A 20,183-nucleotide genomic window follows, 5' to 3' on the forward strand; every position below is an offset into this window, starting at 1 on the left:
GCCGCCGCTACCAGTGCCAATGGTGGTGGCGGTAGTGGTACCGCGGACCGTGATAGTAGTGGATGACCGGCGCCGGGCGAACAATCACCGGCGGCGACGCGACATGCACCGTGGTTGGCGGATTGATGGGCGTGGCCACGCTGTTGCTACCGAACTGCTGCGCTGCCAGTACCACGCGGTCGCTCACACCGGATTGTTTCAGAGCGATCAAGCCATTCGGGCTCATGTCGAATCGGCCCCCGCGGCTGCGGATCGTGCTGATAATCAACTCGTCGCTCAGGCCGGCCTGAGTCATTTGCACCAGGTCGTAGTTCGAGACACTGTTGGCCACCGCCTGAGCGTTGGCTTGTGCGGCCACCGACGAACCAACTGCCACCTGCTGGGCATCGGCATTGTCGCGTGCGCTGCCAATGGCGCGACCCGTAAGGGCGCCAACACCAGCGCCGATCAGTGCTCCACCTTCCCAGTTCTTCTTGCCGCCAATCAGCGCGCCGGTGATTGCTCCCAGTCCAGCGCCCGTCACGGTGCCCTCGCGGGTATCGTTGTGGTAGTAGCTGGGGGGCGGTTGATAGTAGTACTGCTGTGCGGCGGCGGGCGACGCGATTGCCGCCACCACGCACGTGCAAAGCAATGCTTGGCGAACAAACGACGAACGGAAACGGTGGGTAGCCATCTGGGATACTCGCGGGGTCGTGAACGGAAGACCTATCGGCGCAGTATCCATATCGGCATTTGCCCGCTGTGGCAAGAGAAAACTGCCGGGCCACACTCTGGCGTTGCTAGCGAAAGGCTTCGGTTTTACAGGCCCGAAAGCAGCTTTTTCCAGCGCTGCCAAGCTTGATCGTGACCGGCGCGGTTGGCCTTGCTAGCATCCTCCGCTTCCCCCGCCCGCATAAAGCCGTGGCCGGCATCCTCGTAGATGGCGGGCTCATACTTCTTGCCCAATTCCTTCATCTTTTCCGCCACGTCGGGCACTTGGCCGGTGATGCGGAAGTCGTTGCCGCCGTAGAATCCGTACACCGGGCACTTGATCGACTCGAGCGCTGCTTCGTCCTTGGGGGCGGTACCGTAGAAGACGAACGCCGCGGCAAGCTCCGGATTCTTTGTGGCATAGGCAAACGACTGCCCGCCGCCCCAGCAGAAACCGCTCACTGCCACTTTGCCATTCGCGGCGTCCAGCTGCTTGGCGTACTTGTACGCCGCGTCGAGGTTTGCCGTTACATTGTCCTGTTTGAGCTGATAGATGCCCGTGCGGGCGGCATCCTCCGAGGCAAAGCTGCTGGTGCCACCGCCATCGGGGCCGGTGCCACTGAGCATATCGGGCGCGATCGCGATGTAACCGGCCTCGGCCACTTGATCGGCGGCGCTGCGGGCCCAGTCGTTCAGGCCCCTGTTCTCGTGGATCACGAGCACCGCGGTGGCCTTCTCACTGACTTCCGGATAGACGACCCAGCATTTCACGGTCCGTCCATCGGCCGTCTTCAGATCGACCCACTCATGGTGGCGGGGCGAACTCTCCAGGCGCTTGGCCGTTTCGTCGGCCAACGCCAAAGGCGTAAACAGCAGGGCCAGAAGCATGGCAATGGTGGCGTAACGCATGGTGAAGAACCTCCTTCGGTGGTGGTGACACTTGCCAGGTTCCGAGTAAATCGGACCTGCAGGTCAGTTTAGCACAGCTCGCCCCCGCGCAGCAAAAAGGCGAGCAGCACGTGCCGGAGCCCATGCCACTCGCCCAGGAACTTGTCCCCTGCAAACCAAGTTCCGCCTTATTCGTCGGCTTGGGGACGACCACCGCGGGCACGACCGCCGCGGCCGCCAGGAGCCGCATCGCCACCACGAGCGCGGCCACCACGGCCACCACTCAGGGCTTGCTGGTCTTCTTCCGACAGCTTGAACGGTTCACCCTTCATCTTTTCCAGCTTTTCCTTCTGGTCGCTGGAGAGCACGCCCATGGTGTCCTTCTCGATGTCGGCACGAATTTCTTCCATCTTCTCGCGAATGGCGTCGCGGTCTTGCGATTGGAAGGCTTCTCGCATGCCCGACATGGCGTCGCGGGCCACTTGTTGCATCTCCTCGGTTTGTTCCTCGGTGATGCCCAGTTTCTCGACAACCATTGGATCCTGCAGCGCGGCAACGCCGGCGGTCTGCACGAAGATCTCGTTGAGGCGCTCGAAACGATCGACGCCCAGGATCTCGGCCAGCTTGTCATTCATCTTCTTCTGCTGCTCGGCTCGCGCGGCACGCATTTCTTCCATCGCGGCCTCACGCTCTTCGGGGCTCATGTCGCGGAAGTTACCCCGCTGACCTTGGCCACGGCCGCCACGCATTTCGCGTTGGGCAGCGGTAACCTCTTCGACTACCGAGCCATCGATCTCCAACTCTTCCTGTACCGACTCCAGCCGCAGCAGGGCCCCACGCTGCACACCGCCACGCATGCCCATGCCACCGCCAAAACGTCCACCGCCGCGCCCCTGGGCGCCAGCGTCTGTGGTCAACGCCACCGCTGCCACTACCGCCACCAAACCTGTGACAAAACGTCGCATCGCCATATCTCCTTCAAACAACTGTATTTCAACGCGAAAAAGCGGTGTTCTGGCCCATCGAGGCCAAGCCGTCGCGCCGTATCCCTGGGAGATCCAACCCCGACCACGGGCGGCGGTATCGGCGGGTCGCAGTTTGCACCGCCACCGGGTCCGCTTTGCCGCCGACTTTTTTGTCGCAACGTCCCCAATCTCAATCCATGGGCCCACAACTCTCACCGTTTTGGTCCCCCCCAAGTGGTGAACTCCCTTATTTTCTCGATGAAAATTTGGGGGGGAGGCGACAAAACCCACCATGTTGTTCTCCGCATGTCCGCCGGTGTCCCAAAACTCAGCTAGTGGGACCAATACTCCGCTGGTGGCCGTCTGCTCCCGCGCACCGGTGCCGGTCCCCTCACTCTCCTGATTCCCAGCCAGCCCCGCCCATCGACCCGGGCTACCTGCAGGGGCCGTCTCGGACTTCGGCACTTCCAACCCCACATTGTCCCCCCGCGGGTGTCAAATAACTACATCCAGCTACGAAAAAAACGCACCAGAGCAGGGGGACGCAGCCGATTCCAGCGGTCCCAACAAGCCGGATCCGACCAGCGAAAAGTACTCCGCTCGCCGGGTGAACCTGCCGGTGGAAGATCCTGTAAAATGGCCAAACACAGCGCGGGCAGAACCTCCTGCCATACGAGGCTCCCAGCATCGCCGCTTTTGGACCCCGATTGTGTCCAAAATCGCATCCACTCGAATCGCAACCCACCGGATGAACAGATCGCCAGCAATTCTGATTGCCGTCGTTGCCGCATGCCTTACCACTGGAAGTGACTCGCCCGCCGCGGATTCCTTTGTACGGCCGGGTGATGGCGTCGACTCGCAGCTCCCAGTTTGGGGCCATAAAGCGGGCCTGCAAATTGGTTTGGCGCCGACCCCAGGCCCGCGCGGACTCATTCGGGTTTACGCTCCATTCCTGGGGCAGGTGTTTCCCCGTGTTGTCAATTACATCTCGATTGAGCCAAGTGTGCGTGGGCAGCAGGGCCGCGATCAGTCCGAATTGCAAATAAGCCGGGAACATCCGGAGAGTCGTGGCCTCTCGTTCTGGTCAACTGACACGATCGACGCGCCGCGCGTCGCCGATCCGGTTGGCGGAGTCTTGGGCAGGCAGCAGAAGACGCTGCGGGTATTCATTCACACCGAACCCTTCCAGAACGGAGCTCAGCCCGTGATCGAGTGTGTTTTTCGAGAGCAGGCTCCGTACGAGATCGAGTTTGTCACGCATGCAGCAGAAGGCAGCGCTCCGATGACCAGTTGTGTGCTGTCCGCCACGATGGGCAACTATGGGCAGCTTCGCGACATTCACCTTAAGGACGGTCGCGTCGCAACGGCCTTGGATCTTTGGAAAGGTGACCAGCTCGATGCCTTCGGCTTCTTCCCTTGGAGAACATGGTCAACCAATCAACTCGCTCTCGATCAACACGGCACCGTATCCGTTCCGATTTCGTCCGATGCTCCCGATCCCGCCGCCGTTGAGTATGACGCCAACGTGGCGCGTCACTGGCGGTATGTTGGCAAGAAAGCTGTGCATTACTGGCGAGCCAACCGCGATGCCAACCCCGTGGTGGCCGTCAATGGCCGCAGAAACTATTGGATGTCGAACTCACCAGTCCCCGGTGGACCGGCGTTCGAGAACTTCGAGATCCGCGTCGCATTCAAGCCGGGCAATCGACTATGGTTCGGTGTCCGCCCGGATGACGAACCTTGACGGCCGTGCTGCTGGAATGCAGCGGGTTTGTGACAAACCCAATTCATCGCAAGCAGGCAACCTACCTCAACCTACCTACCGCCGTACACAAGGTTCGGTGGCATCTCAAAATTCGGCGTCAATCGACTCTATTTCCGCACCTCTGAAGTAAACAGGTGCACCGCTGACAGTCAGGACAGCGCTGTTGCCTGAAAGCGAGGGAGACAACGGGTTGCCGGTGTGCGAGGTGAAGGACGGCGGTGCGTCACGGAACTCGACGCGGACGGTTCCTGAGTTCTTGTAGGACCAGATCGCGCCGGCGGAGGTTCCGTCCGGCAGCTTCCACTGAGGATAATAAAGTGACTTATCTGCGCTGCGCCACTTGGAGTCCGTGAATGTGGATCCGGCGGGTAACTGGCTCGTCAGAGTCCGGTAGGCGGAGTAGGCGGGTTTCTCACTGAAATCGTTGTGCACGATGCCAAAGTGCGACTCTTTGTCGTGCTGGTCGTGCTCGGGCGCCTGGAACTCGTACCAGAAAATGCGTTCGACGCCACAGCGTCTGGCAATGAGCTGCGAGCGTGTAAGCATCTCCGCCTGTCCGGATTGATCAACAACGCGTCCAGCGCCTTCACGCATCGTGTTTACGATGACAGCTCCTTTCCAGTCGCTATCGAAGTCAAAGATTGCCGCCGCCGTGCCGGTGTATTCATCATTCTTCCCCTGCAGCAGGGGAATGAATCGATCGCCCTCTCTAAAATTGTAGGGTTGCAGAAAGCGGTTGGCGGTTATCTTCTTCGGCTGGTCTGGCAGACCGGCCACCGGACCGGCATATTCTACGGTCATCTCTTCCGGGATGATCCCTTTGTTGTTCCACCAGCCCTCTGCCTGGATGCGGAGTTCGCGGTAGCCTGTCGTGTTGGTTTTCTGCCACGAACCGTTCTGCGTTTTTGTGAAGCCGTACCAGAAAGGCATGCCATACAGATCTACTACCGTGCCGCCCTCTTTGACGTAGCGGACGATGCGGTCAAATCCATCTGCGTAGTAGTTCTCGCTGGGCGGCATCACGACAACATCAATTTCATTCCGGTCGAGGGTCGGTGCAACATCCTCATAGTCCAGCGCCTCGATGGAGCTACCCGCGGGCAGCCGGATGGCAATCCGCTGTTTGAGAAGCCAGCCGGGTTGGTCACTTTCAGGATCCTTAATGCAAATTATCCTGTAGGTTTTCTTCTCGGGCAGCACACTTTTCAGAGCCTCCTGCAGAAATCCCGGAGAAGTGAATTCCGGCTTGTGAGTAGGCCAGCCAATTTCCGTTATCCAGATGGGTTTGTTTTCATCGCCGTATTCAGTCATCAGCTCCCTGAGCTGATGCAGGCTCTCTTCAAGGTTTTGCTCCGGGGGAAGTGGATGGCTGTAGGGATGAACATTCATGATGTCAAAGAACTTGCCACCACCTGATTGATAGAGCTTCTCGATATAATCGAATGGAATGCCGGCATATCCGCCGACCGCAACTTTTAAGTCGGGGTTAACCGATTTTATGGTTTCATAGCTTCTCTTCAGCAGGGCAAAGTAATGCTCCGGATTGGGGTCCTTCCAGAAGCCCTGCAAGTTCTGCTCGTTCCAGATCTCCCAGACGGGAACTCGATCCTGATAGCGCTCTACCATCGTTCGCACATAGAGCTCCCACGCATCGAGGTGCTGCCATGCGGGATCCGCAAAGCGGTTGTTGTAATCCAGTATCGGAAGAACCTGAATGTGGTCTTGCGGGGCACTTTTAAGTAGGGCGTCAACGCGTTCAAACTTCCACGTGTCCGGGGCGGGTTGCACTGCGGTCCAGGAGAAGTCAGCGCGGGCCCATTGAATGCCAGCCGCTTCCATCAAGCGCAAAGTTGTTGCGCGCTGATCGAATTCGTGCCCGACGAGATGCGAGCAAACGCCATAGGGAGATGCCTGGGGTTCGACGGCGGGGGCCGGTGCATTGAAGATAAGGAGAACTATGACGATGAAAAAACCGTTGGTGCGTTGCATGGTGAGTTAAAGGCAAATTGCGTTGAGTGAAGCAATGAACCACAGGTCGTAATGACGTGATTTGAGCATGGTTGCCGGCGGGGTGCCACTAGCTACCACACAGAGGAACACTACCTTGCCGCGACCATTGGTGCCTCCGGCTGTATCTGATCGCTCCGCTAGAAATATTGCCGCTTGCCTCCCACACAAAAAAAACAGGGCGGCGACGCCCAGTTGGCATCGCCGCCCTCTCCAAACGGAGTTTCCCCTCTCCTGCTCGGTTAGCTGGCCAGCAGGTTACACCTGCTGGGCACCTGGTCGGCCCGACTCGACCACAAACGCGGCCGACTGTTCCACGGCGCTCTCGGGATCGGTCACATCGTCGACCGCGTAATAGCGGCTGGTCCAACTCTCGGGCGTCAACTCGCACGCGACGTAGCCCCGCCGGCGGTCGTGGTAGCGCAGGCCGGGGTTCTCGTTTTGCAGCGCGGAGATATCCAGCGACTTCGGGCCGTTGCCGCCACTAGAGATCGAGGTGCCGACAAACTCGGTAGCCACCACCGGCGACTCGCCCAACAGGTCGTCCTGGTGCAGGTCGTTCACCCAGTTCGAGTGAATGTCGCCGGTCAGCACGACCGGGTTGCTCACCCGACGATCGGCCAGGTACGACATCAAGTGGTTCCGCTCGTATTGGCAGCCGGGCCACTGATCCATGGAGTACTCCCGTTCGGGACCTTGCTTGCGATCCACGGCGCCCATCATCACCTGCTGGGCGAGGATGTTCCACCGCGACTCGGAGGCCAGCAGCGACCCTTCCAGCCAGTCGCGCTGCTTGGTGCCCAACAGCGATTGCGTCGGTTGGAGGCAGTCGTCGTCGATGTCGTGCTTCGTATCGTCATGTGGCTGGTCGCTGCGGTACTGCCGGGTGTCGAGCACGAACATCTCTGCCAGATCACCAATCCGCACCTTGCGATACAGCCGCATGTGAGGACCTTGCGGCAGCGAACGCCGGCGGAGCGGCATCATTTCGTAGTAGGCCTGGTAGGCGTTCGCGCGACGAATGAGAAACTCCACCGGGTCGACATCCAGTTGTTCCGAAATATCGCCGGCGTAGTTGTTGTCGAACTCATGATCGTCCCAGGTCACCATCCACGGGCACTGGGCGTGCATCGCTTGCAGCAGCGGATCGCTGCGGTACTGGGCGTGGCGAATGCGGTAGTCGTCCAGCGAGTTGATTTCCTTACCGAGGTGTTTGCGAACGCCGCCTTTCTTGCCCTTGCCTTCGTAGATGTAGTCGCCCAGGTGCACGACCATGTCGAGGTCCTGTTCGGCCATGTGGCGATAAGCCGCGTAATGGCCCGCCTCGTAGTGTTGGCACGAAGCAAACGCAAAGCGGAACAGGTCGGGGCTTGCCACGCGGCGCGGCGTGGTGCGGGTCCGCCCGACGGGGCTGGTCGCGTCGCCCACCATGAACCGATAGTGGTACCAACGATCGGGCCGCAGCCCGTCGACCGCCACGTGCACCGAGTGACCGAGTTGCGGTGTGGCCCACGACCGACCGCGTTGCACGACGCTATTGAATTGTTCGTCTTCGGCAACTTCCCATCGCACACGCACAGGCGCGAGATCCATGCCGCCGCCGGGCTCGAGCGGTTGGGTCGCCAAACGGGTCCACAGCAGCACGCTGTTGTTGGCCGGATCGCCCGATGCAACTCCCAGCGTGAAGGGATCGTTGGACACGGGCTTCTCCGTCTCCAATTTGTCGGCGGCGCGAACCATAGGAGCCGCGGTCAGTCCTGCGACGTAGGCCATGAACAATCGACGATCAACGCCGCCGGCGCGGCGGGCCGCGGCCCGAAACTGCTGGGTAGTAGGTAGCTGCATCGTATTCCTTGACGCAAATGGGGGCGTGAGGTCCAAAGGTGCATTTTAATCAGGATTTGTGAAGACCATAAGAAGACCGACTGATGGCGACCGTGTTGCCCCACCTGCTCGGCCAGGTGAACCCCCAGGGCCCATTGTCGCACCTTGTTGGGTGCTTCGTCTTGCAGCGGGCGGGGCAGCTAGCAACATTGGAGTTTCTAAGCAGGAAAACAGCCCGGAACAGAGGACACGGACGATCATGAGTTCAGTTGGCATGGTGCAACATGTTTCCGATACGGCCCTGTGGGTCGCCACTTACCGGGCACGGGAATCCGAAAGAGGAGATGCGGTGTTCAACGACCCACTGGCTGCCAAGCTGGTTGGGGAACGTGGCCCCGCCATCGCCGCCACAATGCCGTACAGCAAGTTGATGGAGTGGGTGCTGGTGGTCCGAACCTCGGCCATCGATCGCTTGATTCACAGTGCGATTGGAAGTGGCGTCGACAGGGTGTTGAACCTCGGCGCTGGCCTCGATACGCGACCCTACCGGATGGACCTGCCCGAGTCGTTGCAATGGGTCGAAGTCGACTTTCCGGAAATCGTGCGGTACAAAAACGAGGTTCTGGCCAACGAACGCCCCGTCTGCCGGCTGCAAAGAATCGAAGCCGACTTGTCAGACGATCAGACGCGGCGCAAGGTGCTGAAGGAGGCTGTTGCGGGGGCGAAACGAGTGGCAGTGATTACCGAGGGCGTGATCCCCTACCTCAGCCCCGAGCAGGTAAGCGCGCTCTCTCGAGAATTGATCGCGGAGCCGGCCGTCGATTGCTGGATTCAAGACTTTCGCCAGGGCGGCCGGGGCACGGCTCTAAAGAAGCTGACCAAGAGACTCAGGCTCAACGACGCCCCGCTGCGTTTTGGCGTGAAAGACTGGTTGGGCTTCTTCGTGGAGCGCGGCTGGCAGACCCGCGAGATCATTTTCATGCACGATGAGTCGCGGCGCATCGGCCGTAGCGCCCCGTTTGTCTTCCCGGTCAGCTTGATCTACATCGCCAAATTCTTGGCTTCGAAGAAATTACGAGAGAAGACGATCAAAGAAAACGGCTACGTCTTGTTCCAGCGGAGTGCATGAACCACTGCCCCCCGGCGCCGCCATTGGCTGCCAGCTGCGCCGCGCCCCCTTCATTTTTCTCTGCTTTTTACCACTACAGATTGCCTAACGCGGAGGATCGGGACCCAAAACCGGCGGTCGGGCAGCCAAGTGGCTGCTCTCGTCCTGATTGCCACTGCGTTAGAGGTTTTACAGGTACGGCAGGCCATAGGTGCGAAACGCCGCGATTTAGTGTGTTCTCCATCTCGTTGTGGCTGGTACAATGGAGGAGGCGCGCCAGTAGGGGCCGTTTTAACGGGCGTAGTTCTTCTCTATTTCACTGCTATGTCGATTGATCTCCAGTGCCCCGAATGCGAGACGCCGTTCAAGGTAGATGAGTCGTTCGCTGGCCGCAGGGGTACGTGTAAACGTTGCGGCACCAAGATCCAAATTCCCGGCATGAGCAGCAGCGTGCTGCGGGCCGTGAGCCTGTCGCTCGAGAATGCGACCCCCGAGCAGATGCTGGGTGAGCTCGCGCGGCGCAAGATCAGTGCCGTGCTGGCGTACAGCGATCCGCGCACCTCGACTCCTCCCAAAGTGGACGTGGAAGGAGACCTGCTCGATTCGGACATCGATTATCGTCGCCTGCTGTACTGCATCAAAACGGGTGACCTCGAGTCGCAGCATGTGGGCCGAATGCTTGAGCACTTGTCGGCAAAAGTACGTCGCGACCAGCTCGCGAAGAACGCCACGCCGGCAGGAGGTAAGGAGCAGGAGCTGTTCGAGTTGAAGGGCGACTGGCTGGGGATGACGCTCGACGAGTTCAAACAGAAGTACTACCGCGAGCTTCCGAGCCTTGGACGCACGATGCCCTGGTGTTCGGACGAATCGCCCGGCCGCAGCATCGACGAGTTACACGCCGAGCCATGGCACGCGGCCGCAGGTGTGGTGACGGCGCGAGTCGATCTGCCGGCCGAGAACGCATCGCCGACAATCGCCCAAGAGCCGACACAACTAGTGCTTTACCAGTTCCTGGATGGAAGGCTGTTTCAGATCGAAGCGTACTTTCGGACGCAATCCTTCCACGTGATCATGCAAACGCTGATCAAGAAGTATGGCAAACCGGTGGCTGAGACGCAGAGCCCGCGGTGCCTGACGTGGTGGAACATGTCGGCGACTATCGAACTGCGGTTCGGCTCCATCCGCCCGGTCCGTTCCGCCCGATTGAGGTTCTTTCACGACGATCTGTTCGAGCAAGCTGTTGCCCGGGTGCCGTCGCACACGCACGACATCTAGCGGGTGACACCGCTATCGGTGTCCCCGGCTCCCCACATAAAGGCGGCGATACCCCCCAACCTCACCCTCTCGCGACAGGCGACCAGTTCGGTATCATACCTCACATGTCCGAACCACCTCCCATGCATCCCAGTCTCGAATCTTGGATCCGATCCGAAGGGGCGTCCTTTGCATTAGACGATCCGTCGTCGACCGCCACGGCCATCGACAGCGTGATGGCGTACCTGGGGCCGTCGGTCCAGTTGCTTGGGCTGGGAGAGCCAACGCATCAGGTCGAGGCCTTCCTCGCATTTCGCAATACCGTGTTTCGGCACCTTGTCGAGCACTACGGCTTCACGGCCATCGCCATCGAGAGCAGCTATCCGCGGGGCCGACAGGTGAACGACTACGTGCAGCACCGCAGTGCCGCCACGCTCGACGAAGTGATGAGCGAGGGCGTCACGCACGGCTTTGGGGCGAGCCAGGCCAATCGCGAGTTAGTCGAGTGGATGCGCGACTACTCCGCTATGCACACCGATCGCATGTTGCGATTCGAAGGGTTCGACGCGCCGACCGAGATGATGTACTCGGATAGCCCGCGAGTGCTGATCGAGTCGGCGCTCGATTATTTGCAGTCGTCCTCCGATCTGGATGTCGACGCCCGCCGGCAGCGAGTAAACGAACTGTTGGGCGACGATGCGGCGTGGGAGAGCGAGCAGGCCAATTTGGATCCGAACCAATCGGTGGGCAGCTCGCCCGAGGCCAGGAAGTTGGCGATCGAGGTGCGTAGGCTGCACGCGGAGATGCGGAAGCGAAAACGCGAGCTGATCATCCACAGCGACCTGGAGGCCTACGAAGCCGGGGTCGAGGACCTGCGTCTTGCGCAGCAGCTACTGACCTATCACCTGATTGTCGCCACACCGAGCGAAGATCGCATGGTCGACATGCTCGCCCAACGCGACGTGATGATGGCCGACAACCTGGCGTACATCGCCAGCAGCGAGCAGCTCCGCGGCGGCCGCGTCTTGGCGTTTGGGCACAACACCCATCTGCAGCTCGGCAAAGCCCAGTGGCAGTGGGGCGAGAACCACCTCGAGTGGTGGCCCGCCGGCGCGCACGTCCGCGGCCAACTGGGCATCCGCTACTCGGTGATTGGCGTGGGCGTCGGCAAACTGTCGGCCTACGATCTCGGCCCGGCGGAGGAAGGATCGCTCGAGGCGATGCTCACCACCGGCGGTCTATCGCGGTTCGTCCCCACCCACCGCGGCAATGCGCTGCCACCCGACGAAGTCGATGCGCTCACCACCCGAACGGCCGACCCACGCTACTTTCCCTTCACGCAGAATAGCCTGAGGGACTTCGACATGCTGGCGGTGCTGGAGTCGGCTGAGTAGCGAGCCAGCCTTTCAGACAAGCTTCGATAGCCGGACCGCCACGCGGTCCGTGAATCTCGAAAATCTTGAAACGTTGCGGTGAGTCTAGATTGCCTTAGTAGTGCACTTGGCACTGAGTGCAATTTGGGGCTTTTGAAAGAGGCTTCGGACGATGTGGTTGAGGTGGTTCCAGCCGCAAATCCTTCCGAGAAGTCCTTCTGCAAGAGTCCGTCCGAAACGACACCAGTTTCGATCTCGCCAAACCTGGGGATTCCAAGTAACTTCTATGATGGTTTACAGTCTCCTCTCAGACCAATGAAGCGTATGTGTGACACCAGACTACGTAGATTTAGGCAATTCATTGCCGTGAACGCCCTTATCGGTTGTTTGCTGACCACAACGCTGTGCCAAGGTGACGAACCGACGCGTCCCCAGCCGGTTGTGCTTCGCCTGCCGCACTATCATGACCTGCTTTATGCTGCTGTCGCGATTGAAGGTCAGGAGCACCAGTTTGTTCTTGACACAGGAAGTCAGGTTCATGTCTTCGACCATCGTTTGAAGTCGTATCTTGGACCACCAATCCGCACGGCCCGGACTGTCGATTCTGAGGGCATCAAGTCAGAGACTGAGCTATTTCACCCTCCTATTTGTCAGGTTGAAAAACTGGAATTGTCGCCAAACGCGGCAGTTGTCTGCGTCGACTTAGAGCCCGTTCGACAAGCCATTGGCAAGGAGATTGAAGGTATCCTCGGCATGCCTTTCTTTGCCACACATGTCGTTCAAGTTGACTTCGACCAGCGAAAGCTGCGAATTTGGCCTGGGTCAGTGACACCTTCTAGCGACTGGGGAGAAGCTGTGCCAGTGGCCGGTTTCGTGAAACATTCGCCCGCCGTTTACGCCGATTTCACAGGCTTGCCAGACGAGCCAATCACCATCGATACCGGATTCCGAGGTACCATCTCACTTCGTTCAGGTCTTTATGACCAGCTTGTTAGTCGCTCAGAAATCAATCCTTTAGGAACTACTTACCGAACCACTCTAAACCAAGGAGTTCTGCTAGCCGAAGGAACGCTTTCGACTATTAAAGTCGCGGGCAATACACACCATAAGCTGACCGTGGAGCGAAGCCAGTCAGATAGTAGTCGAATTGGACTAGAATACCTTCGACGCTATAAAGCCACCTTCGACGTGGCTCGGGGACGAATCCATCTAGCAAGAGGCTTCGATTACGATTCACCAGAGGATGACATCAGACTCGGTGTCCGCTTCTTACGAAAAATAGATGCAACTGTTGTCGATGAGGTCGAACCGAATGGTTGGGCGGACAGTGTTGGAATCGAGACTGGAGACGAGGTCTTGGCAGTGGGTGGGCGGACAACGTCAAGCAAACCAATCGCAGAGGTCGAATGGACCTTCGAGAATGCGATTCGGTCAGACCGCGAGCTGGTCATCAGAGTACGTCGGGCGGGAAAGCCAATCTCTCTGCCCACCGACGGAGGCAAGTGAATAACTGCAAGCACTCGCTCAATGATTAAACTGCGTTCGTCGTGACACCCTTGTGCACCCTCTGCCTACTCCATCCAACCGAGAGGAACGGATTCGCCTCAACAGTTCCCACGTGGCGTCTGGCAATCTCTGTCCTCTCTGTTTTCTCCTGTTCAGAAGACTAACCGCGGCCCGCTGCGGTCTCGGTCTCGGTCCGGCAAATGGAGAATCGGCTGCTCGACCGCTGTATTTATTTCCCTATGAACCCAGGGCGGCGTTTCGCTCGTTCCTCGCTGCACTTGGCCCGGGCTATCATATTGCGCCACTTCGTGGCTATCCGACGAGACCTTCTCTGCGTAGTGGCATAGCCCGAGGAGACATAGCTCGCGGAGGAAGTGTGCCTCCGGCTAGGGCTGGTCCATGTGCTTGAAACTCTCGCACGCACCGCGCACAAAAAAGGGGCGGCGATACCCGTAGGTGTCGCCGCCCCCTTCAATCGGAGATTCCCCTCTCCTACTTACTTAATACCACTTGCTACTTGATAAAGAGCATTTCCTGGTAGGTCGGCAGCGGCCACAGGTCGTCGGCCACGTAACCTTCCAGGGCGTCGGCGTAAGACCGGACCTTGTTCATCGCCGGCAGCACTGTTTCGCAACAGTGCTTGGCCTCGGCCATCAGCTCGTCCGAGGCAGGTTCGGCGATGGCCGACTCCAGTTCCGAGATGCTGTCCTGCAGCGACTTGACCAGGCTGGTCATCACTTCCAGCGTGTCGGTGTCGAACTCGAAGCCCAGGATCTTGAGGTTCGAGCAAGTCGACGCCAGATCGTTCTGGTAGCGAATCGCGGCCGGGAAGATCATGGTGCGAGCCACCTCGACTGTCAGCTTGGCTTCGACGCCAATCGACAAGACGTACTGCTCGAGGTAGATCTCCAGGCGGCTTTCCAGCTCACGCTCCGAAAGCACGCCGTACTTGGAGAATAGCTCCTTCACGTCGTCGCCCTCGAGCACCGGCAGGGCGTCGACGGTGGTCTTCAGGTTCAGCAAACCACGCTTGGCGGCTTCGTCGTGCCATTCCTGGCTGTAGCCATCGCCGTTGAACACGATCGAGCCATGCTCGTTCATGATCTCGGTCAGCAGCTTCTGCAGTTCGCCGTGCAGCTTCTCGGGGTCGCCACCGGTGGCTTCCTCCAGACGCGTGGCACAGAAGTCGAGCGATTCGGCGATGATCGTGTTCATCGCCACCAACGGGCCGGCGATCGACTGGTTGGAGCCAACCGCACGGAACTCGAATCGGTTGCCGGTAAAGGCGAACGGGCTGGTGCGGTTACGGTCGCCAGCATCCTTCGGCAGCGGCGGCAAGACGTCGACGCCCACCGTTAGCGTTCCGCCGGGGATCGACGAGTTTGCGCCACCCGACTTGATCTGCTCGAACACGTCCGTGAGCTGGTCGCCCAGGAAGATCGAGATGATCGCGGGCGGGGCCTCGTTGGCACCCAAGCGGTGGTCGTTGCTGGACGAAGCCACTACGGCCCGCAGCAGACCCTGGTACTTGTGCACGGCACGAATCACAGCGGCACAGATCAACAGGAACTGGGCGTTGTCGTGCGGAGTCTCGCCCGGATCGAGCAGGTTGCCATGCGAGGCGCTGCCCATCGACCAGTTGACGTGCTTACCCGAACCGTTGACGCCGGCGAACGGCTTTTCGTGGGTCAGGCAAACCATGCCGTGCTTCTCGGCCACCTTGCGGAGGGTGGTCATCGTCAATTGCTGGTGGTCGGTCGCCAGGTTGGCGAATTCGAACATCGGCGCGATTTCAAATTGGCCGGGGGCCACTTCGTTGTGCCGAGTCTTAACCGGGATGCCCAGCTTGAACAGTTCGCGCTCCACTTCCAGCATGAAGGCCAGCACCCGGTCGGGGATGGCGCCGAAATAGTGGTCGTCGAACTCCTGGCCCTTCGGCGGCTTGGCGCCGAACAGCGTGCGACCGGCGTTCAACAGGTCGGGGCGGGCGTAGTAGAAGTTGCGATCCAGCAGGAAGTACTCTTGCTCGGGACCGGCGGTCGACGAAACCAGCGCGCCGTCGGTGTGCCCGAACAACTTCAGGATCCGCTGAGCCTGTGTGTTCAATGCCTGCATCGAACGCAGCACGGGAGTCTTTTTGTCGAGCGCTTCGCCGGTCCACGACACGAAGGCCGTCGGAATGCAAAGCGTCGTGCCGTTGGCGTTCTCCAGAATGTAGGCCGGGCTGGTGACGTCCCAGATGGTGTAGCCGCGGGCTTCGAACGTAGCGCGGATGCCACCGGTGGGGAAGCTCGAACCGTCCGGCTCGCCCTGGATGAGCTGCTTGCCGCTGAATTCGGCGATCGCGCCACCTTCGCCGTCCGGCGAGAGGAAGCTATCGTGCTTTTCGGCCGTGGCGCCGGTGAGAGGATAGAAAACGTGGGCGTAGTGAGTTGCCCCCTTTTCGATGGCCCAGTCTTTCATGGCCGAAGCAACCATGTCGGCCACCGAGGCGTCGAGCTTCTCGCCCGACTCGATGGTCCGCATCAACGCCTTGTAGACGGGCTTCGGCAACCGCTTCTTCATCACCGACGGCGAGAAGACGTTGCAGTTGAACAGTTCGCTGGTCGGCTCTTCCAGAAAGTTCATCGGAGCCGAGCTTGGCTTGTAGTTGGTAACGGCCGAGATGGCGGCCAGACGGGGCGAGCTGAATGCCCCTTTCGAAACTCCGCCTACGGCCGACGTGAAGCTTCCGTTTTTGCTCCCGTCGTCGCGAATTGCAGTACCCATACGCACACACACCCTTTACGCATCAGAAGGAATTGAGAATCGCAACGACCTTTGCTGAGAAGGTTGGTTGCGAGCGAAGGCGTCCGAGCCTGCCGATGCCACGATCCGTGCGGCGAATCTAAACAGTGGTAGCAACTTGCGTGCCTGCGATCCGCCAGGCTACCTGGGTTAGCTGTCGTGGACTCAAATTACCGGGGTTTTTTGCAGCCGCGACTTTCCGAACGGGCTTGTTTTGAGACAGCGGCTGGGGGCCTTGCCCGAAATCGTAGCAACCGATGCACTGTTGCTAGGCGGACTGGCTGCACCCGGATAACTGCCTCAGGTTATCTGCTTTTCCTGCCCCCCGAAAGCCGTAAGGAACCGCCAATCGTTCGGTTCACCGAGATTTTCCCCGAAGTAGCAATGGACCCTCCGGGGCGGGGCTGGACGCGGGATTAAATTCGGATAGCGTAATGGTTCCACAGCCGAGGGCGTGGCGGACCCCCGAGGATTGTTGCTCCGCAAGGTGACGATGCGGGGAAGGAACTCGAGCATCCGCTCAATAGGAGGACAGTGAGGGTGGTCTCCACTGAAACTACCGGGCGTAGCCGCCGCCGTTTGCAGGCGGACGAGGCCAATTGTCGTGTCGTTGGACCCGACGAATACTGCAGCCTGCTGCTGGGATTCACCCGGCTCGTACGGGCCGACGACCCCTCGACCGGCATGTGCGGACTGCACGATGCCCAAACGGGTATCACTTACCTGATCGATGGCGCCAAGCTGGCTCGGCACTCCTTGCAGGCGTTGGGCTAAGGCCCACCCGGGGGGCCGCGCGGCTCTCACTCGACAAGTCGCAGCGAACGGGCTCCGATCTTTCTTGAAGAGAGAAGTTGCTGCTTCGGAAGATCGTGCGTGAGAGGGGAATTAAGTGCCCACATGGCCAGTTCGAGCGACCTCGCGGTTTCTGAAATCAACCAAGAGCTTGGACGACTTTGCAGCCATCTAAACGGTCGAAGCCTGAACTATACCGCGCAGATGCAACTCTGGGCGGCACCAGACATGGCCGGCGAACCGATTGACGAGATAATTAAGTCGGCCGTGTCCAAGCAATCCAAGCTTGGCGGATGCACCGTCTCTAGCACGGATGAACTCATCGAGGAGTTAACGGCCTGTGTGAATTACGATGGCGACGCAGGTTCCCATCCGAGTCCAGGGTTCGCGAACTCGAAGCAAGGTGTAGAGATTGTCGCCTCTCTTGTCCAACGATTGCGCAACCTGGCACTCGGGGGCGACGTATACTCATTTTGGCTAACCGAGGGACATCCGTTCTATCCCGTGTTTTGGGACTTCGCGTTTCTGGTAGAGCATGGGCCAGACGCATATGTGTTCATTGGATCGAGTTCGGACTGACCGCAATCGTTGCACGTTGCATTTGCACTCACTCCTCGGATTCATTCTCCTGCACGGCCTTCTCAATAGGCCCAGCGCCCGGGTTCCGCGCCAGCGAGTTCACCCACCCTACGTGCGACGACGGCGATCACTTCGACCGCTTCGCCCTGTGGTAAATCTGCGCGTTGGGAAATGCCTCTTCCAGTTGGCGTGCTCCGTCCGGGGTGATGTTGGTGTCTCCCACCATGATGTCTTCGAGCGAAGTGATACGACAAAGATGCTCGACGCCACGATCGGAAATCTCCGTGAAGTTTAAGTTCAGCGTCTTGAGCGAGGGCAGGTCGAGCAGGTGAATCAAGCCCGCGTCGGTAATGGAGGTGTAGGCCAGCGTGAGTGACTCCAGCTTTTCCAGTCCGGCGAGGTTGCGTAGTCCCTCGTCGGTAATCTGGGTTCCCGATAGGTAAAGCGTCTCGAGCTTGTTCAGCTTGCCAAGGGACTTGAGCCCTTGGTCGGTGATGTTGGAGTCGTCCACGATCAACTCCCGTAGTTCGGAGAAATCGCCAGCCAGCAGCAGGTCTTCGTCCGTGAACTGCGGCGCGCCCGGCGGCGACCCCATGTGCAGGTACACCACATGTCCCGCGTCGTCGATCGTCCAGCGGGCGCCGTGTTGCAGCAGTGCTTGTCTGGCGTGTTGCTCCGACTTAGCGGGCCGCTCGGGGTATTGGTAGTCGGGCGGCCGCTTGGCGGCGGCTTGCAGGTAGTCGTAGATCACGTGGTTGGGTTCACTTCCCGCCCAGTAACGCTGCTTGCCACTAGCCAGACGAATCACCTCGAAGGGGGGCTGCTCTTCGCTTGCCGGCTTCGCTTTGACCAACGCGCTGGGCACCGCGTCGAAATCAATGACGCACAGCTCTTGGAGTTCTTCGAAATTGGCCCACGCCGGCCCCGATCGACCCTCGCAAATCTCGTGGGCCTCGGTCAAGTCGTCCCAGTTCTGGGGCCACGCACCGTGGTTCCGCTCCATGTGCTCGATAAGCATCTCCGCTACGCGCTCCTGCGCATAGCAGTCCCGAACACTCGCGAGGGCATTGCGAACAAGCCAGATGGCTCCCAGAGGAACCGCCAGGACGATCGCCAGCAAACTTACGAGCAGAATGATTTTACCGCGAGACACAACAAGACTCCTCGCCAAACACTGCGGCAGGTCTCCGAGTGGGAAGCAGTTGCCAATGTGATTATAGCTGCAACTCGCGCATTTCGCTTCCATGTCATGCTCCACCGTCTGGCGACGATGGCTACATGATGTCAGTCGCTACGCGGCGGCTTGAGTCTGATCGGCGGCGGTCGGCAGCAGCCTCTCCAGCAGATCGACCGTCCGACTCGTGGCGCCAAGTTGGGTGGTGACAAACGCCTGGGCTCGGGCGCCGAGATCATGGGCGAACTGGCGGTCCGTGAGGCATCGCTCGACGAAACGCTCGAGTTCCGCCCGGTCGGCTACCACTTGGGCCGCGTCCGCGGCGAGTAGCGCGGCCACAATGTCGCGAAAGTTCCAGGTGTTGGGGCCAAAGCAGGTGGCCACGCCGTACGCGGCCGGTTCGATCATGTTCTGCCCGCCCCGATCGCCGAAGCTGCCACCGACGAAACCAATGTCGGCCGTGCCCCACCACGCGCCAAGCTCGCCGACCGTGTCGACCAGCAGGGCAGGGGAGGGGGAACGATGTGCTGATGGTTCGGACCGCTCGCTGCGGCGTTGCCAATCAAGGCCTGAGGCATCGAGCACTGCAGCAACTTCGTCGAAACGCTCGGGATGGCGGGGAACGACAACCAGCTTGAGTTCAGGGTACCGATCATGCAGCCTGCTGAAAATTTCCGTAGCGAGCTGTTCTTCGGGCGCCTGCGTACTGCCGACGAGCCACACGATATCCTGATCGGTAAGGCCGAACAGTTCGCGGAGCGCCGTGGTGCGCGAGTTCGTGCGATCGGTTGACGCGCCGTCGTATTTAAGCGAACCGGTCACGACCACTGCGTCCGATTGATGCTCGGCCTTCGCTCGGTTGCGAAGTTGGCGAAAGCGGTCGGCGGTGGTGCCGTCCTGGGCGGCAATCAAGTCGACTTGGCGGAGCACTCGACCGACGAGCCAGCCGATGCGACTGTAGCCTCGATAGCTGTTGTCGCTCAAGCGGCCGTTAATGATGGCAACCTGGGCGCCGTGCTGTTGGGCGGCGGCGATCAGGTTGGGCCAGAGTTCGAGTTCGGCCAGCACCAGCAGCGTGGGATTCACGCGTCGCATCGCCCGGCGGACCGCCCAACTGAAGTCGAGTGGGCAGTAGAACACCGTGTGGTCGGCGCCGTACTTGCGGTTGGCCAGGTCGAAGCCAGTCTTGGTGGTGGTGCTGATCACCACTTCCAAGTCGGGGCGTCGGTTGGCCAGTTCGCCGATCGTGGTGGCCAGCAGGTTGACCTCGCCCACGCTCACGGCATGAATCCATGCCCGGGGCCGCGAGGCATCGCACTGCGGAACTTGGCCGAGCAACTTGGCCATCCAACCTTCGCGGTACTTGCCCTTGGTGGCGGCCGCCCACAACAGCAGCGGGGTGCAGAGGATTGCGACCACTGCGTACAGCGTGTTCAGCAGATAGCTTTCGAGCCGCCTCAAGTGGGATTCC

Annotated in this window: 15 protein-coding genes; 7 read left to right on the forward strand and 8 right to left on the reverse strand. The window is 59.9% G+C overall.

Features of this window, described 5'->3' with window-relative positions; genetic code table 11:
- Positions 1 to 7: 7 nt before the first annotated feature.
- From NG895_RS27330 to NG895_RS27340, 3 genes are all read right to left on the reverse strand, one after another.
- Positions 8 to 673, reverse strand: coding sequence for a YMGG-like glycine zipper-containing protein (locus NG895_RS27330; protein WP_252855744.1), 666 nt, complete (start codon positions 671 to 673; stop codon positions 8 to 10).
- 125 nt (positions 674 to 798) lie between these two features.
- On the reverse strand, positions 799 to 1,599 hold the full coding sequence (locus NG895_RS27335; RefSeq protein ID WP_252855745.1) for a dienelactone hydrolase family protein: 801 nt from the start codon (positions 1,597 to 1,599) through the stop codon (positions 799 to 801).
- Between the two features lie 167 nt (positions 1,600 to 1,766).
- Positions 1,767 to 2,543, reverse strand: coding sequence for a hypothetical protein (locus NG895_RS27340; RefSeq protein WP_252855746.1), 777 nt, complete (start codon positions 2,541 to 2,543; stop codon positions 1,767 to 1,769).
- A 748-nt stretch (positions 2,544 to 3,291) separates the two neighbouring features.
- Here NG895_RS27340 and NG895_RS27345 point away from each other — a divergent pair.
- Positions 3,292 to 4,287, forward strand: coding sequence for a hypothetical protein (locus NG895_RS27345; protein WP_252855747.1), 996 nt, complete (start codon positions 3,292 to 3,294; stop codon positions 4,285 to 4,287).
- 105 nt (positions 4,288 to 4,392) lie between these two features.
- Here the strand turns inward: NG895_RS27345 and NG895_RS27350 are convergent, their stop codons facing one another.
- Both NG895_RS27350 and NG895_RS27355 read right to left on the reverse strand, forming a co-directional pair.
- Positions 4,393 to 6,297 (reverse strand): GH39 family glycosyl hydrolase, encoded by a 1,905-nt coding sequence (locus NG895_RS27350; RefSeq protein WP_252855748.1) that lies wholly within the window; start codon positions 6,295 to 6,297, stop codon positions 4,393 to 4,395.
- A gap of 276 nt (positions 6,298 to 6,573) precedes the next feature.
- On the reverse strand, positions 6,574 to 8,160 hold the full coding sequence (locus NG895_RS27355; RefSeq protein WP_252855749.1) for an alkaline phosphatase D family protein: 1,587 nt from the start codon (positions 8,158 to 8,160) through the stop codon (positions 6,574 to 6,576).
- Between the two features lie 238 nt (positions 8,161 to 8,398).
- Between NG895_RS27355 and NG895_RS27360 the strand changes: the two genes are divergently transcribed.
- The 4 genes from NG895_RS27360 to NG895_RS27375 all read left to right on the forward strand — a co-directional run bounded on the left by NG895_RS27360 (position 8,399) and on the right by NG895_RS27375 (position 13,380).
- A complete protein-coding gene (locus tag NG895_RS27360) occupies positions 8,399 to 9,268 on the forward strand; it encodes a class I SAM-dependent methyltransferase (RefSeq protein WP_252855750.1) in 870 nt (289 codons plus the stop codon).
- Between the two features lie 303 nt (positions 9,269 to 9,571).
- Positions 9,572 to 10,522, forward strand: a complete 951-nt coding sequence (locus NG895_RS27365) for an MJ0042-type zinc finger domain-containing protein (protein WP_252855751.1) — start codon at positions 9,572 to 9,574, stop codon at positions 10,520 to 10,522.
- A 104-nt stretch (positions 10,523 to 10,626) separates the two neighbouring features.
- Complete coding sequence (locus tag NG895_RS27370; protein ID WP_252855752.1) at positions 10,627 to 11,895, forward strand: erythromycin esterase family protein; 1,269 nt, start codon at positions 10,627 to 10,629, stop codon at positions 11,893 to 11,895.
- A 345-nt stretch (positions 11,896 to 12,240) separates the two neighbouring features.
- Positions 12,241 to 13,380 (forward strand): aspartyl protease family protein, encoded by a 1,140-nt coding sequence (locus NG895_RS27375; RefSeq protein WP_252855753.1) that lies wholly within the window; start codon positions 12,241 to 12,243, stop codon positions 13,378 to 13,380.
- A gap of 513 nt (positions 13,381 to 13,893) precedes the next feature.
- Here NG895_RS27375 and NG895_RS27380 read toward each other — a convergent pair.
- Positions 13,894 to 16,149: a glutamine synthetase III family protein gene (locus tag NG895_RS27380; protein WP_252855754.1), complete on the reverse strand. Its 2,256-nt coding sequence runs from the start codon at positions 16,147 to 16,149 to the stop codon at positions 13,894 to 13,896.
- A gap of 558 nt (positions 16,150 to 16,707) precedes the next feature.
- Between NG895_RS27380 and NG895_RS27385 the strand changes: the two genes are divergently transcribed.
- On the forward strand, positions 16,708 to 16,941 hold the full coding sequence (locus NG895_RS27385) for a hypothetical protein (protein WP_252855755.1): 234 nt from the start codon (positions 16,708 to 16,710) through the stop codon (positions 16,939 to 16,941).
- A 123-nt stretch (positions 16,942 to 17,064) separates the two neighbouring features.
- Positions 17,065 to 17,538, forward strand: a complete 474-nt coding sequence (locus tag NG895_RS27390) for a hypothetical protein (protein ID WP_252855756.1) — start codon at positions 17,065 to 17,067, stop codon at positions 17,536 to 17,538.
- Between the two features lie 127 nt (positions 17,539 to 17,665).
- Here the strand turns inward: NG895_RS27390 and NG895_RS30705 are convergent, their stop codons facing one another.
- Complete coding sequence (locus NG895_RS30705) at positions 17,666 to 18,691, reverse strand: leucine-rich repeat domain-containing protein (protein ID WP_252855757.1); 1,026 nt, start codon at positions 18,689 to 18,691, stop codon at positions 17,666 to 17,668.
- Between the two features lie 138 nt (positions 18,692 to 18,829).
- A complete protein-coding gene (locus tag NG895_RS27400; protein WP_252855758.1) occupies positions 18,830 to 20,173 on the reverse strand; it encodes a 3-deoxy-D-manno-octulosonic acid transferase in 1,344 nt (447 codons plus the stop codon).
- Between the last annotated feature and the right edge of the window lie 10 nt (positions 20,174 to 20,183).

Source organism: Aeoliella straminimaris, assembly GCF_024054565.1.
In the GTDB taxonomy this organism is placed as follows: domain Bacteria; phylum Planctomycetota; class Planctomycetia; order Pirellulales; family Lacipirellulaceae; genus Aeoliella; species Aeoliella straminimaris.